Origin of the sequence: Echinicola strongylocentroti (assembly GCF_003260975.1) — a bacterium.
Taxonomy (GTDB): Bacteria; Bacteroidota; Bacteroidia; order Cytophagales; family Cyclobacteriaceae; genus Echinicola; species Echinicola strongylocentroti.
Genome location: NZ_CP030041.1, coordinates 1,651,401 through 1,666,820, shown reverse-complemented (window position 1 = coordinate 1,666,820; position 15,420 = coordinate 1,651,401). Strand labels below are relative to the sequence as shown.

General features: G+C 46.5%; 12 protein-coding genes. 11 read left to right on the top strand and 1 reads right to left on the bottom strand.

Annotated elements, in window-relative coordinates; all coding sequences use genetic code 11:
- Positions 1 to 73 precede the first annotated feature (73 nt).
- The 10 genes from DN752_RS06120 (at position 74) to DN752_RS06070 (ending at position 11,304) form a co-directional block, all read left to right on the top strand.
- A complete protein-coding gene (locus tag DN752_RS06120) occupies positions 74 to 1,453 on the top strand; it encodes an aminopeptidase P family protein (RefSeq protein ID WP_112783128.1) in 1,380 nt (459 codons plus the stop codon).
- A 232-nt stretch (positions 1,454 to 1,685) separates the two neighbouring features.
- Positions 1,686 to 2,051 carry a hypothetical protein gene (locus tag DN752_RS06110; protein WP_162633138.1) on the top strand — a complete coding sequence of 122 codons (366 nt, stop codon included), beginning with the start codon at positions 1,686 to 1,688 and terminating at the stop codon, positions 2,049 to 2,051.
- A gap of 111 nt (positions 2,052 to 2,162) precedes the next feature.
- On the top strand, positions 2,163 to 2,627 hold the full coding sequence (locus tag DN752_RS06105) for a COG2426 family protein (protein WP_112783125.1): 465 nt from the start codon (positions 2,163 to 2,165) through the stop codon (positions 2,625 to 2,627).
- Between the two features lie 416 nt (positions 2,628 to 3,043).
- Entirely contained in the window at positions 3,044 to 4,555 is a 1,512-nt protein-coding gene (locus tag DN752_RS06100; RefSeq protein ID WP_112783124.1) for an arylsulfatase, read from the top strand.
- A gap of 202 nt (positions 4,556 to 4,757) precedes the next feature.
- Positions 4,758 to 5,723 (top strand): AAA family ATPase, encoded by a 966-nt coding sequence (locus tag DN752_RS06095; RefSeq protein ID WP_112786446.1) that lies wholly within the window; start codon positions 4,758 to 4,760, stop codon positions 5,721 to 5,723.
- Positions 5,724 to 5,732: 9 nt separating this feature from the next.
- Positions 5,733 to 6,671, top strand: coding sequence for a DUF58 domain-containing protein (locus DN752_RS06090; RefSeq protein WP_112783123.1), 939 nt, complete (start codon positions 5,733 to 5,735; stop codon positions 6,669 to 6,671).
- Positions 6,672 to 6,825: 154 nt separating this feature from the next.
- Complete coding sequence (locus DN752_RS06085; RefSeq protein ID WP_211324174.1) at positions 6,826 to 7,170, top strand: DUF4381 domain-containing protein; 345 nt, start codon at positions 6,826 to 6,828, stop codon at positions 7,168 to 7,170.
- Entirely contained in the window at positions 7,157 to 8,164 is a 1,008-nt protein-coding gene (locus DN752_RS06080) for a VWA domain-containing protein (protein WP_112783122.1), read from the top strand. The genes DN752_RS06085 and DN752_RS06080 overlap by 14 nt, the downstream gene beginning before the upstream one ends.
- Positions 8,151 to 9,881, top strand: coding sequence for a VWA domain-containing protein (locus DN752_RS06075; protein WP_245949475.1), 1,731 nt, complete (start codon positions 8,151 to 8,153; stop codon positions 9,879 to 9,881). Before DN752_RS06080 ends, DN752_RS06075 begins: the two co-directional genes overlap by 14 nt.
- A gap of 7 nt (positions 9,882 to 9,888) precedes the next feature.
- On the top strand, positions 9,889 to 11,304 hold the full coding sequence (locus DN752_RS06070) for a BatD family protein (RefSeq protein WP_112786444.1): 1,416 nt from the start codon (positions 9,889 to 9,891) through the stop codon (positions 11,302 to 11,304).
- Positions 11,305 to 11,867: 563 nt separating this feature from the next.
- On the opposite strand, the gene DN752_RS06065 is transcribed toward DN752_RS06070, so the two are convergent.
- On the bottom strand, positions 11,868 to 13,181 hold the full coding sequence (locus tag DN752_RS06065; RefSeq protein ID WP_112783121.1) for an aminotransferase class I/II-fold pyridoxal phosphate-dependent enzyme: 1,314 nt from the start codon (positions 13,179 to 13,181) through the stop codon (positions 11,868 to 11,870).
- Positions 13,182 to 13,339: 158 nt separating this feature from the next.
- Here DN752_RS06065 and DN752_RS06060 point away from each other — a divergent pair, with 158 nt between their 5' ends.
- Positions 13,340 to 14,569 carry an alkaline phosphatase family protein gene (locus DN752_RS06060; protein WP_112783120.1) on the top strand — a complete coding sequence of 410 codons (1,230 nt, stop codon included), beginning with the start codon at positions 13,340 to 13,342 and terminating at the stop codon, positions 14,567 to 14,569.
- Positions 14,570 to 15,420: the final 851 nt, after the last annotated feature.

Genomic DNA, 15,420 nt, shown 5'->3' with positions numbered 1-15,420 from the left:
CAGCCTTCTTTTTTTGTTTGTCCAAATACTTTCGGACATTTGTAGGATATCAAATTTAACCTACCCACATATAATGTTCAAGAAAGAGATTTATCAAGAAAGAAGGGCCAAACTCAGAGCTGAAATGGGCAAGGGCCAATTGCTTTTTTTAGGAAACGATGAAGCAAGCATCAATTTTGACCATAACTGGTATCCCTTCAGACAGGACAGTACCTTTTTATATTACTTTGGGATTTCTCTGCCAGGATTGGTAGGAGTGATCGACTGTGATGCGGACAAGGATTATATTTTCGGAGACGATTATGAAATAGACGATATCGTATGGACCGGGCCACAGCCAACTATCGCCGAGCTTGGTGAGCAAGTCGGTGTGGTGAACACGGCGCCACTGAGAAAGTTGGCTGATTTTATCAAAGCAGACTGTCATATCCTTCCTCCTTACAGGGGAGAGCATGTGCTGAAGCTTCGTGAATTGTTGGGCAAATCTATAGAGGAGGTGGAAAGCATGCCTTCAGTGAAGTTGATTCAGGCAGTGGCCAAGCAGCGTAATATTAAATCGTCCGAGGAGCTGGCCGAAATGGATGAAGCAGTGAGCAGGACTTCTGCCGTTCACCTAGCAGTGATGAAAGCGGCCAGAGCTGGAATGAAGGAATATGAGTTGGTAGCCGTGGCTACGAGCGTGGCCAGGTCGTATAATGCCTCCCTGTCTTTTCCCCCGATAGCTACGATCAATGGGCAGACTTTGCACAATCATTATTATGGCAATACGCTGAAGGAGGGAGATATCATGTTGTTTGACTCAGGAGCAGAATCCACGGAGTTTTATGCAGGCGATATGACGAGGACCTTCCCTGTTAGCGGCAAGTTTGATGCACGGCAAAGGGAGCTATACGAAATCGTCTATAATGCTCATCGGGCGGCAGTGGAATCCCTTCGCCCGGGTAAACGTTTCTTGGATGTCCATCTATTGGCGGCAGAGACTTTGGTAGAAGGGTTGAAAGGAGTAGGACTGATGAAAGGCGATGCCAAAGAAGCGGTGGCAGCAGGAGCGCATACCATGTTTTTTCAGTGCGGACTTGGGCACATGATGGGGCTGGATGTGCACGATATGGAAAACCTCGGTGAGCAATATGTAGGCTATACGCCCGAGCTAAAAAAATCCTCCGAGTTTGGCCTGAAGTCACTTCGGCTGGGCAAAGCACTGGAGTCAAATAATGTCATTACAGTGGAGCCGGGGATTTATATTATCCCTGAATTGATCGATATGTATAAGGCCGAAGGCAAATTCAAGGATTTTATCGATTACAATAAGCTGGATACTTACCGTGACTTTGGAGGAATCCGGGTAGAGGAGGATTTTGTCATTACGGATTCAGGTGCTGATCTATTGGGTACTCCGCTGCCGATTGCGCCAGATGAGGTAGAAAAAGTACGGAAAGAGGCATTGTCCTAAAAGAGATAGCATCCCAAGGAGGCCAAGCCCGTCGACATTCCAAAATAGCTGGACCGATGGGCTTGGCTTCTTTCTTTGATGTTACAGAGACTGACATAAAAGGATTATTGCTTATAAAAATGGCCATGGTGTCATGATTTTTACTTTTGGCACCAAACTTGAAATCAACTTTCCCGTATAAGAGTTTTGGTTTTTGTACCAAAATCTAATAAATGTATCTACATTCGCACCAATGAATAAATGCTCCAAGATTGTTTTCTTTTTATTTTGCCTAGTGGCCTTTACCATTTTCATGGGGGAAATGGAAGCGGCTTCTGTGGCAAAAGCGGTGGAGAAAACAGTACTAAGGGCCAATGGTGATAATACCGCCATTGCAGGGAGCTATGTTCAGGCAAGGTCTGCCAGGGCGGCGAGTTGTTTGGGGGATAACGAACAGCATCCCGGCAAAACATTTTTCCTACAGTCAGTAGATTTTAACATAGGGTACCAGACTTTTTTTAGTGCCTATAAGCCAGTAAGAAAAGTATCTTTGAGATCAGGCGTAGTGCCTCATTTTTCTGGACGGGCTCCACCATATTATGTCCATCTAATTTCTTGACGGACTTCCTGTAATTTACAATTTGGTTTTAGTGTATACCCTATTGATAAGGTAGCGAACGATAGGGTACGGACAGGAAGTGATTTCTTACTATATATTTAAACGACAATAATGATTAATATAATAATACATACCTTTTTATTGAGCATTTCTCCTTTTGGGGAATCCAGGGTAGGGATACCATACGGAGTGCTCAATGGCCTCCATCCCCTGACGGCCCTTGGAGTAGGGCTTATTGCGAATTTGCTGGTATTTCCGATCATGATGTTTTTGATTGATAATTTTAATAACCGACTATGGAAGTACCGCATGTATAAAAGCCAGTCAGTAAAACTGATGCGCCGAGCCAAGAGTGGTGTAGGCGACAAAATCCAAAAATATGGGTTTTGGGGTTTGATGATGTTTGTGATGATACCGCTGCCTTTTACGGGGGTATACATGGGGACCATTGCGGCCTATATTTTTAAGTTGCCACGAGCGTCTTCTTTTATTGCCATTAGCATAGGGGCGGTGATCTCTTGTTTGATCTTGGCATTTGGCTCCCATTTGGGAAGTTTGATCCCCGGAGTATTATAGGATCGGGTGTTTCTTCAATCCAGTTACAAAACCGTAAAAAAAGAACAACAAATAAAAATAGGGCATTCGATGAAGCTCAACAGGCTTCCTATGCCCCCTATTGAGTTACAAACTCAATGCTAGTGGTTCTGCAGCATAGCTGTCGGAATAACGGCATTTTTTACTGCGTCCGCTATGACGTTTTTACTACTTACAATAAGCCGAACTCAGGTTATAAAGTACTGTTGCACAATTTTGATATTGATTTTTTAATTGTTTTGGTAATAATTCCATATAGCTGATTTTTGCCAAAATTGGTAAATATTGGCAGTCGATTGGTGATTTCTCGCAATCGTAGAATTGATAATGGTTAACTTCTCATCTCAATCAACATGTAAAGCTGAACCCTTATTTATTTACAATTAATTCTATGATGTATGTTTAAGAAAATTTTAGTGACTTGCTTTTTGGCGGCCAGTAGCTGGCAAATAGCAGAAGCGCAGGAGAAGCCCAATGTCCTGGTGATCTGGGGTGATGACATTGGTTGGTCCAATGTGGGCTTTAATAATAATGGCATGATGGGGTACAAGACACCTAACATCGACCGAATAGCCAATGAAGGAGCTGTATTTACGGACTGGTACGGCCAGCAATCCTGTACTGCGGGAAGAGCGGCGTTTATCCTTGGTCAGCACCCATTCAGAACAGGGTTACTCACAATCGGAATGCCTGGAGATAGCCACGGGATCCAAGAATCCCAGCCTACTATTGCCGATCTCCTCAAGCCACAGGGCTATGCTACGGGCCAATTTGGTAAAAATCACCTAGGCGATCAAGATGAACACTTGCCGACCAACCACGGTTTTGATGAGTTTTTTGGTAACCTGTACCACCTGAACGCTGAAGAGGAGCCGGAAGGATATTATTACCCCAAAGATCCAGAATTCAGGAAGAAGTTTGGTCCAAGGGGAGTGATCCACAGTACTGCTGACGGCAGCATCGAAGATACGGGCCCATTGACCAAAGAGCGAATGGAAACGGTCGATGAAGAGTTTGAAGACGCTGCGATCGAATTTATCGAAAAAGCCCATGCCGATGGCAAGCCTTTCTTTGTTTGGTTGAGTGCTACGCGTATGCATATTTGGACGCACCTGAAAGAGGAAAGTGATGGCGTGACTGGAATTGGGATATACCCTGACGGTATGGTAGAGCATGACAAGGCTGTAGGGAGAATTCTCGACAAACTGGACGAGTTGGGCATTACTGATAATACCATCGTGATGTATTCTACGGATAACGGTGCAGAGAAAGTTACGTGGCCTGATGGTGGCAGCTCTCCTTTTAGAGGTGAAAAAGGAACCACTTGGGAAGGTGGCTTCCGTGTTCCTACCGCAATCCGCTGGCCAGGAGTGATCGAGCCGGGTACGGTTTATAATGATATCTTTAGTCATGAGGACATGATGCCAACTATTTTGGCAGCTGCCGGTGAGCCGGATATCAAAGAAAAAGTAAAGAACGGCTACCAAGCCAATGGAAAGACCTTTAAGCAACACTTGGATGGCTACAATATGATGCCGTTTTTCAAAGGTGAAGTAGAAGAGTCTCCTAGAAAGGAAATCTTTTATTTTGACGCAGGTGCTAACTTGAATGCCATTCGTTATGGCATGTGGAAGGTTCATTTTACCATCATGGAAGGTGATATTTCACAAGCTTATAGAAAATCGCCTAGTTGGCCACTTATTGTGAATTTAAGAGCAGATCCTTATGAGGTCTCTCCCGATTCTAGAATGTATGTGAAGTGGTATGGAGAGAATATGTGGCTCTTTGTGCCGGCACAGCGCTACGCTGCGGAGTTTTTATCTACGTTTAAGGAGTTTCCTCCTCAGACAGGGTCTTCTCTGTCCATAGATAAAGTAGTACAGCAAATGGCAACGCCTCCTAGAAACTAGGGAGCTGCCGATTCAAATACAACCTTTTTTTAATGGGGCAGTTCCTATGTAGCTGCCCCATTTTACCTTTGGTGAATAGCGAATGCCGATAGCTTTACTGTCCAAGAAACATGAGGGAGCAGTAAGGCCACGGAAGTTTATGGGCCGTGGAGCGCCTATCCAATCACCAATCACTCAATCACCAATAACCAGTACGCACTACATGACAGCAAATGAATCAATAAAGGAACTTAAGACACGGATGTCAGCTTCCATTATCGGGCAGGATACGCTGATCGATAGGATCATTTTGGTGTTGTTGGCCGATGGCAATATGCTTTTGGAAGGCTTGCCGGGCTTGGCCAAAACACGGGCGATCAAGACCCTTTCCAAAGAACTTGACTGTGGACTGAGCAGAATACAGTTTACACCGGACTTGTTGCCTTCTGATATTACCGGGACGGAGATTTACCAACCTGAGCTAAAGGAGAAATTTGTTTTCCAACAAGGCCCGATTTTCAATAACCTGATCTTGGCCGATGAGATCAACCGTGCCCCTGCCAAGGTGCAGTCGGCCTTGCTCGAAGCCATGGAAGAGCGACAGGTGTCGGTAGCTGGGAAGACCTATGCCATGGATCCGCTGTTTATGGTCATGGCCACCCAAAACCCCGTGGAGCAGGAAGGAACTTACCCACTTCCCGAAGCCCAGATGGACCGTTTTCTGATGCACGTGATCATTGACTATCCAGATGATGCTGCCGAGCTGGCCATTCTCCGGCTCAATAGGGAGGAGCAGAAAAAGACCACTGGGGAAGAAAAGGAACGGCTGAGCCCTGAGGTGATTTTTACGGCAAGGCAGGAAATCGCCACAGTGAAGATTTCAGAAGCCATGGAAAAGTACATTGTGGATATTATCTCCGCCAGTCGGTACCCGAAAAAATACAGCGAAGAATTGGATAGCTGGATTGAGTTTGGTGCCAGCCCAAGAGGAAGCATCGCCATAGACAGGGCTTCTAGGACCCATGCTTGGATGGAAGGACGGGACCATGTCACCCCCGAGGATATCCGTGCAGTGGTGTACGACTGCTTGCGCCATCGCTTGATCCTAAGCTATGAAGCCAATGCAGAAGGCGTGACAGCGGACAAGGTGTTGGAGGAATTGATCGGTAAAGTCGCCGTGGTAGCATAAAACGTCCTTATGGCCAGTAGTCAACAGAAATACCCCAAAGATGTATTCACCTCCCTGGAAGAGTTGGTGAGGATGGAGTACCTGGCGCATCATTTTAGCCTTCAGGCCAGAAAGCAGAAAGTAAACACCATTTTGGCAGGCAAACATGCCTCCAAGCTCAGGGGCAGGGGATTGGATTTTGAGGAGGTAAGGAATTATGTAAAGGGAGATGATATTCGCAATATCGATTGGAAAGTCACTGCTCGAACACAGCAAACGCACACGCGGGTCTTTACCGAAGAAAAAGAAAAACCGGCATTAATAGTGGTGGACCAGTCAAAATCCATGTTTTTTGGTTCCCAAAAGCGTACCAAGGCGGTGGTGGCTGCTGAACTTGCCGCAATGCTAGCCTTCCGGGTACTCAAGGAAGGTGATCGCGTGGGCGGAGTGGTCTTTGCAGATGAGGGAATAGACATTGTTTTTCCTAAGCGAGATCGTAAAAATATTCTTCGTTTATTGGAGAAAATTGTTTCTAGAAACCATGAGTTGGCTACTTCCCAGGCGATTGATTTTGATATGGCGCTCAAGGAGGTCGTTGCTCGTATCAGGAATATCGTTACCCACGATTTTTTAGTGTTCTTTATTGGTGATTTTCACCGCTATTCTCCCCAGACTATCAAGTACCTCAAACAAATCGCCCAGCACAATGATGTGGTAGTGGCCAAGGTGTTTGACCCCATGGAGCGGGAGATTCCCAAATCAAAATTTGTCGCAGGAGACCAGCAGTACCAAGTGAGCATCGATGGCCGTAAAAAGCATTTACAAAAGCAATTTGAAGAAGGTTTTGATACGGATCTAACGGCTTTTGAGGCGACTTTAAAAAAACATAAGATACCTGTCTTCAGTGTGGATACGGTAGCACCAATCGAAAGCCAAATCAAAGCGTATTTTAAAAGAGGAAAGCGATGAAGATGATGGTAAGACAAGATACGTTGGCCACCGATTCATTGGCACAAATCGCTGCTGGGCTTAAGCTGGGGCCTCTGCAGGAACCGGAGGCGGTGCCCTTTACTTTTGAGACCATTGGCTGGCCTATTTTAGGTGGGTTGGTGTTGTTGGGGGTGTGGTGTTGGTGGTTTTGCAGGTGCGGGTCTATCATAAAAACCGGTACCGCCGGGAAGCCCTGGCAGAACTGGAAAATGTGGCCAGTGGAAAGCGTCCCCTATTGTACAGTTTCGTGTTGCTGAAGCGCACAGCCATGCATGCTTACGGACGAGACAGGGTAGGACAAATGTACGGAAAGTCTTGGTACACCTTTTTGGACAAGAAAGCCCGAGGGGTCGGCTTCGTGGCGCTACAGGAGCGGATCGATCGGCTGATTTACCAAGATGAACTGCCTGAAGAGCAAGTAAAGACGGCCATTATTACCAACACTAAAAAATGGATCAAGGATCATGTTACCCGCTAATTTCGAAATCGGCTATCCTTGGATGTTTTGGCTGTTGCCATTGCCCATACTGCTGTTTTTTATCCTGCCTCCACTGCGGATAAAAAGCCCATCGCTGCAATATCCCGGGTTTGAAAAGGCCTTGGATTATACGGGAGACAAGCCACGGCGGTCGGCATTGGTCAAAAGACGTAATTTTTTCAATTGGCTGATATTGATTTTGGGATGGGTACTGGTGGTGATGACCCTTTCTTCGCCCCAGCTCGTGGGAGAGCCCCAAATGAAAGTGAAAACGTCGAGGAATTTTCTGATCACCGCAGATATTTCATTCAGTATGGCCCAAAAGGACTGGGAGGTAAAAGGTGAAAAAGTAAGAAGATGGGATGCGGTAAAGTCCCTAATGCATGATTTTATTGAAAAACGAAAAGGGGACCGAATGGGCTTGGTTTTTTTTGCGACCAATGCCTATGTCCAAGCGCCCTTTACTCCTGATCTGGGCACGGTGGATCAGATGCTGGAGGAAGCTGATGTGGGCATGGCGGGACAGATGACCCATATCGGAAAGGCCATCACGAAAGGCATTGATATGTTTGATCAGGATACGATCAAGACCAAGGTGATGTTATTGCTGACAGACGGTGTGGATGCAGGGACGGATGTGCTGCCACTGGATGGGGCAGACATGGCCAAACAGGACTCGGTGATCATCTATACCATTGGCATCGGTAATCCCGGCGATTCCGGATCGGACCTAGATGAGAAGACCTTGCAGCAAATAGCGGAAATGACGGGCGGAAGGTATTTTCTCGCCAAAGACGCGGAGCAGTTACAAAAAATCTACCAAGTAGTGGATACGCTGGAGCCGATCGAGTACGAAGAAGAGGAACATCGCCCCGTGACCTTGCTGTACATGTATCCTTTGGCGGTAGCTATGATGTTGATATTCATGGGCAGTTTGCTGAATAACCTGGTGAGTGTAATAAAAAATGGAATGAATAAAGATGGGGATGTTTGATGACTTGTTTCCGATAGATTGGGGAGCCTTTCACTTCTTGAGGCCACAGCTGCTTTGGGGTTTTGCCGGAGTGGTGGCCTTGCTTTTGCTAGGCCTGGCCAATTTGCGTGAGCAAAGTAGCTGGAAAAAGCACATTGCCCCTCATCTTCGCCCTTATATGATCAGTAAAGGCAGCGGTCGGGTGAAGCTGTTGATGCACCTGTTGTTGATGACGGTGCTGGGCTTAGGCGTCCTAGGGTTGGCCGGGCCGACTTGGAAAAAAGTAGAGCTGCCCGGTCAAGTGCTCGAAACGCCCATGGTGATCCTGCTCGACCTGTCCCAAAGCATGATGGCCGATGACATTCAGCCCAGCCGTCTAGAGCGGGCAAAATTTAAAATAACCGATTTCTTGGATGCAGGGCCTGGAGCACGTGTGGCACTGGTGGGCTATGCAGGAACGGCGCACACCATAGTGCCACTGACCCGGGATTACAAAATCATCAAAAGCCATATCGAAACATTATCTCCCAAGGTGATGCCTTTCAGGGGATCCGATCTCTCTAGCGCATTGGTCTTGGCCGATAGTCTTATGAGTGTGACCTCGGCTCCGGGTACAGTGCTGTTGTTTTCGGATGATTTTGTAGGGGGAGATTTTGACCTGGTGCAGGAATTTGTAGGTGCCGGAAACCGTAAACTGGAAATCATGCCGGTGAATACTCCTTCGGGAAGTGATGTGCCCGCATTTTCAGGAAAAGGTGTGCTAAAGGCCGACGGCAATCCCGTGCATTCTTCATTAAATTCCGCAGTACTTGGACAGATCAATTCCCTCGAAAACAGTGCTGTGCATGCCCTGACCTTGGACAACAGTGACGTGGAATTGATCGCCAAAGATGTCCGTGAAAACCTGAAATTCACCGAACAGCCAGAAGAAAAGAAAGACGAGTGGAGGGATGCAGGCTTATTGTTGGTCATTCCGGCGGCGCTCATTTTGTTGATGTGGTTTCGTAGGGGATGGGTAGTGTTTTGCTTGGTGATAATGCTCAGCTCCTGTGGTCAAAAACAGCCCGTGGAGCACTTTGCCGATCTATGGTACACGAGGGATTACCAGGCTCAGAAAAAAAGCAATGCGGGAGATTTTGAAGTAGCGGCAAAACTATATGACAATCCCCTCCGCCAAGGCGTGGCCTTTTACAAAGCAGGAGATTATGAGGAAGCGATTCAGGCCTTCAGCCAAGATACCAGTGCCATAGGTGCCTATAACTTGGGATTGGCCTATTTCAAAAACGGGGATTATGCTGCGGCACAGATGGCATTCGGGATGGCAGCGTCCCAAGATCCTGGGTTAAAAGTGGCCCAAGACAGCAAAATGCAACTGGACAAGGTGCTGTCTGGCGGTGGCAAAATCGATCCTTCCCAAGCAGAGGAACAGGCGGAAAATGGCCCTGCCAAAACCAAACAAAACAAAAGCATGGAGGACCTCAGTGGAGGAGGACAGGAAGCAACCAAAAAAGACATGGAGAAAGAACGCTTGTCGGAGACCGCCACCACGGGTACCAGAACCGCCAAGGAGCTGGACGAAGTGCCTGATGACCTGAAGATGGCCGGCAAGTCCGATGATAACCAAGAAGTCCTGCTCCGTAAAATCGACGATGATCCAGCTCGGTTTTTACAAAAGAAATTTGAATTCGAGGTGAAGCGCAAAAAAATGAAACCTGATCCCAATGAGAAAAGCTGGTAGCCTATATATGAACGCAATCCGTAAGAGTGGCTTGGGGAGGCTTACAAAGTTCCTTGGCTGGGAGAGACACGAGAGGCAGACCGATAACTCTTGGCGTGCAAGATGCTTGTGTGTGCTGGCATTTTGTTGTTTGGTGCTTCCTGTTTCAGGACAGACCCTTTGGAGTGAAGTGCAGCTGAATAAGAGCACAGCATATGTGGGAGAGCCCGTACAGGTTACTGTTCGCGTCTACACGTCCACCTGGTTTACCAAAGGCGTGGATCCGGGCAATATAAAAGTAAACGGAGCCTATACCGTTTTCTTTCGTAATGTCAGCACCAGTACTTCCAAAAATGGGAAAACCTACCCGGGGGTAGAAATGATCTATAATGTTTTTCCCTTTGCCAATAAGGATGTGCAATTTCCCGCCGTAGAAATAGAAGTGGAATCTCCGAAAGATGGAGACTACAAGGGGAAGCCCCATACCATAACGACCAAGGCACGGGTGATCAAGGTCCGACCGATTCCTCCCGGATTCAATATCAACAGTTGGTTGGTTTCCAGTAGCTTGAGTGTGCGGCAGGAATGGAGCGGCAGCTTAAAAGATGTCAAGGTCGGTGATGTCATCCAGCGGAAGATCATCAGGAATGCGGACAACACCGTGCCACAGCTGATCCCTCCTGTAGCGTGGGACAGCCTTCCCGGTGTCAGCCAGTACCCCGGTCGGAGTGATATTCAGAATATCCGTACCAAAACGGCCATCGGTGCAGTACGGACAGAGGTGACGCGCTACCTTTTCGAAAAAGAAGGAGAGGTGGAGATCCCCGAGATGGTGTTTACTTGGTGGAATCCCCATCAACAGCAACTCTATAAACGCACACTCCCAAGTGTAAAAGTCGAAGTAAAGCCCAATCCCGACTTGGGGATGTTGGAGACCTTAAAGGATTCATTGCTTACTGTCCAAAAAGCCGAAGCCGCTGTGGCAGAAGAAAAAGCCCCGTTGACCTTCCTAGGGCTAAGCCCAGAGAAGCTGGCGGCCATGATTGTCTTGGTGGCCGTATTGCTTTATTTTTTGGTGAAATGGGTGCCTCGTCTGATCAAGCGGTACCAAGAAAAAAAGCAACGGTACCTGCGCTCTGAGCCATATCTCTTCGATCAGTTCAAGCAAGCAGCAAAAAGCAAGCGTGACAATGCCGCCATGAATGCGCTCTATCGCTGGGTCGACCAACTAGGCCTGAAAGAACCGACACTGCATTATTTTGCGGAAGGATGGGGCAGTCCTGGACTGAAACGGCACCTGAGTCAATGGTCTTCTGCGGATGAGAAGGGCTTAAAGCTAAATGGAGACTTGGTGAAAGAGCTAACTCTTTCCAGAAAGGTTTTTCTCGATGCTTCAGGAGAAATAAAGCCAGTCACCAATGAAGATATTTGGATCAATCCCTAGTAACCTCATATTTCGGTTTTCTAAAATTATCCCATCCTCTGGAGGAATAATCAGAAAGTCCCCTTAGGGGGGCAATGCTCATAAGTTAGGGGAAGTACAACACGCTTGTCACCCTGAGCGGAGTCGAAGGGTAGTGGAGACCCTCGGCTCTACCTGGAGGATAGACCATAGCCGCCAGTTTAACCCAGATTATGCGTTAGGAATCGTAGTGAGAGCTGAAATTGCAAGAAAATCAGTTAGTTTGGAGGTATTAGCGTAGCACCGCTACGGTTATGCTGAAAACTAAAGTGAAACGGCTGATTTTGAAGCAGTTTCATGTCGCAACAGATAGGGCTAATGCATATTCCGGGTTTAAGCTGCTATCAGCACACCAACTGCCCCAAATACACGAACTTAGCTGTTCGAGATTTGTAATCTCGAACCGAGATAATGGGGATTTGTAATCCCCCTAGGCCATTTGTGAATAATACAGACACCAATAAAGGATATAGGTTTTCAACAACGTACATTCATTAGCCTGACGGCTATGGGGGGATAGACAGGTCCGCTCGGCCTGACCTCACTTAATTTTGCTGAAGATAGTCTTCCAGTCGTTGGATGGCTACCTGTAGGGCTGCTTTGGTGTGGGAGGAGATGACCAATCTGAAATGTCCCTTTTGGAGGTGCCCAAAGCCTTCACCTGGCGTCAGGAGAACCCCGGTAGATTGATAAATGTCCATCCAAAGGGTCTTTTGGCCTTCATCGGTGTTTTCTGCAAGCCATGCGGACAGGTCTATCCAGACGAAGAGACTTCCGCGTGAAGGTACATAGGGGATTTGGAGTTTTTTCAGTGACGCGACGACCATTACGTAGCAATCGGTCAGCTCTTTTTGGTAGTGGGTGATATAATTTCCGATGAAGTTTCTGTCTTCCAGCAGGCATTGTAGGAGCCACTGGGTGTGGTTGGAGACCGAGTGGGTGAGATTGGTGTTGGCATAGGCTTTTAGAAAGGTCTCATTATGGGAATGGACCATGCCTACCCGAAAACCCGAAATGCCAAAATCCTTGGAGAATGAATACCAAAGGTGGAGATAAGGACTTTGGCGTTTGGCCATGATCTTTCCGAACGAACTAAAAAGTTCCGGATTTTTGTAATCACCGGCTATGGCCGGGTGCGTCGTGTCAATGAGTGAAAGCCCATAAATTTCATTGACGATAAGGTGGATCTTGTGATCGATACACCATGCTGTGATTTCTTGGAGTTGCTTATGCGAATAAACAGTTCCAGTGGGATTGTCCGGGCTGGTCAGTACCAAAATTTTGAATACTTCTCCAGCTTCAGTAAGAGTGTGAAGGGTTTCGTCCAAGTGTTTTATAGTGAGGGGAATACCGTCTTTCAGCTCGTCAATAGCATGGTGGGTATGCAGGTCAAAGCGTTTGATACCCGGAATGGCACCAATATCGTTTTTGTAGACCGGGTAGGCAGGAGCGGGAAAAATAGCTGTGTCGCCATGATCGGCAAGCAAAAAGGCAGTGAGGTCAATGGCCGAAGTCAGGCCAGAAGAAAAAGCCAAATGGTCTTTGCTCACGGGGCAGCCGATATGAAATTCCGAGAGAAACTGGGCGACAGTTTCCCGGAAAGTATCCACACCCAGGGTGTTACCGTATTTGGAAGCCCAGTCGGGGATTTTTACGGTTTCTTGGATGGTTTGGATTTTATCCTTTAGCAGGTGCCATCCCAGGACATTTTCCGCCATATTTAAAGGGAAGGTGCCTAGGGGATTTTCAGTCGGGTCGTAGAGGTTATCCAGGGCTTCAAAGTAAACTTCCAAGTCGGCTCTCATACTACTTTGGGCGGCTTTAATTGCCCTTTCGGAAATGCTGTTGTGGTTGGCCATGGTTAATGTCGGGTAGGTGGTAGGTGGATGTTTATTTAAAGTTAAAGGTTAATTTGTGATTAATCCATTGACAGGTTCGCAATGAATTTTAATACCAATAATAAGTCGAACTCAGGTTAGAAAATAAGTCTATATTTGATATGAAATTAATAGTACCTATGAATAAAACCTATCTTTCAATTCTACTACTGATGTTGGTAATGCAGGTTCAGGGCCAAGAAAAGACAAAAAAGGCACTTTTTGTCATCGTGGACGGCATCCCTAAAGATGTGGTCGACACGGTGGATACACCCAATATCGATGCGGTAGCTGCTGAAGGGGGATTTACGAAGGCCATTATGGGCGGAGATCCGGAGACCTATAGTGAGACACCTACTATTTCTGCGGTAGGTTACAATTCCCTGCTTACAGGCACTTGGGCCAATAAACACAATGTCTGGGGCAACTCCATCAAACAGCCCAATTATTATTACCCCACCATCTTTAGGGCGTTTAAGACAGCATACCCATCCAAGAAAACAGCCATATACTCTACGTGGCTGGATAATCGGACGAAGCTTGTCGGCGCCAATTTGCCTGCCACGGGGCATTTTTCGTTTGATTACTATTATGATGGAATGGAGATCGACACGCTTCATTTCCCACATGATGAGCAGCGGGAGTTTATCCATTTGATTGATGAAGTGGTATCCAAGGAGGCGGCTACCCATGTCAGAAAAGAAGGGCCGGATTTGGCTTGGGTGTACCTAGAATACTCGGATGATATGGGACACAAATACGGCAATAGCCCCGAAATGATAGATGGTGTAAAGAAGGCCGATGTTCAGATAGGAAGGATTTGGGAGGCCATAAAGTACAGAGAAGCCAATTTTGAGGAAGACTGGATGCTGGTGGTCACTACAGATCATGGCCGTACAGAAAGCGGCGATGGACATGGGGGACAAAGTGAAAGGGAACGGGCCATATGGATAGCGACCAATGCCGATAATCTCAACGGGTACTTTAAGGACAACGAACCAGAGATGGTGGATATATTTCCCTCGATAGCCCATCATTTGGAGCTTTCGCTTCCTAAAGGCCAAGCGATGGAGTTGGACGGAGTTTCTTTCGTAGGGCAGGTATCGGCGGCAGACTTTGAGGTGAATCGTGCAAAGGAAAGCCTAAAGCTGACATGGAAAGCTTTTGCAAAAGGTGAGAAAGGCCGGGTGTGGATTGCCTCTTCCAATAATTTCCAAAAGGGAGGGCTTGACAACTACTGGGATTTTGGCGCAGTAAATCTCGATGATGAAGCGGCAGCGGTGTCGCTGGATGGGCTAGACTCCAAGTTGCTGAAAGTGGTGTTGGAGACACCCTCCGGTTATTTGAATTACTGGGTCGTAGAAGAGTAAGAAGAAGATTTTTTTATCACAGTGACCTGTGCATGGCCTAATCCGCCAGAAAAGTAAGTCTAACCGAGATGGGAAAAGATAATTTCGGTTCCCAAAACCTCCCCCGTCCTCTGAAAGGGTAATCAGAAAGTCCCCTTTAGGGGATTTAGGGGTATATTTTGGCGGGATCCCTTCTAAACCTAAAGCCAATCGGCTGATTTTGAGCTGATTTTAGACAGCAATAGGTAGGCTAATGCATCTCCCAGGTTTAAACTAAACGGCATTGAAACCAGGTTTAGTGGCGAGGTTAATAGTTTTTTTTCTTCCTACGAGAAGAATTTTCTGATTCGTTCATTTTTGATTACAGTCTGTTCATTGTTTTTTATGTGCCGATGGTTGATGAAAAATGGCTTTTTTTAACCGTTTTGCTTGGGCTGTTTCATCATCTTTTATGTATAAGTTTGGTATAATTATAGTAAAAAATGTAACTTAATGTCGTAGATATGCTTTTGAAATCCTGATAGTATGATTTTATTAAAAAAAATAGTTCCGGCTTACTCGGGGTTATAGTGTCATGATTTGTCATTGAGCATATTCGGAGTTTTTAGAAAGAAAGATACACTATTCCTTTTACAGATAGATTTTAGCCTAGCTGCCAATGCAGCTAGAAAAGAAGCGTAACGTTTGGTGGTACAATGCCACTTTGCTTAGACACGATATTTTAGAAGTAGCATTTGATTGTTTACAGACTGATTGAGTTAATCAATTTGAATTTTACCCCAAAGCACAGGGGGTTTTAGAAAACTGACCAACATAGTAATATAGAGTACAGTCACTAGTACATTGATTCACCTTGGATTTCAATGATGAAT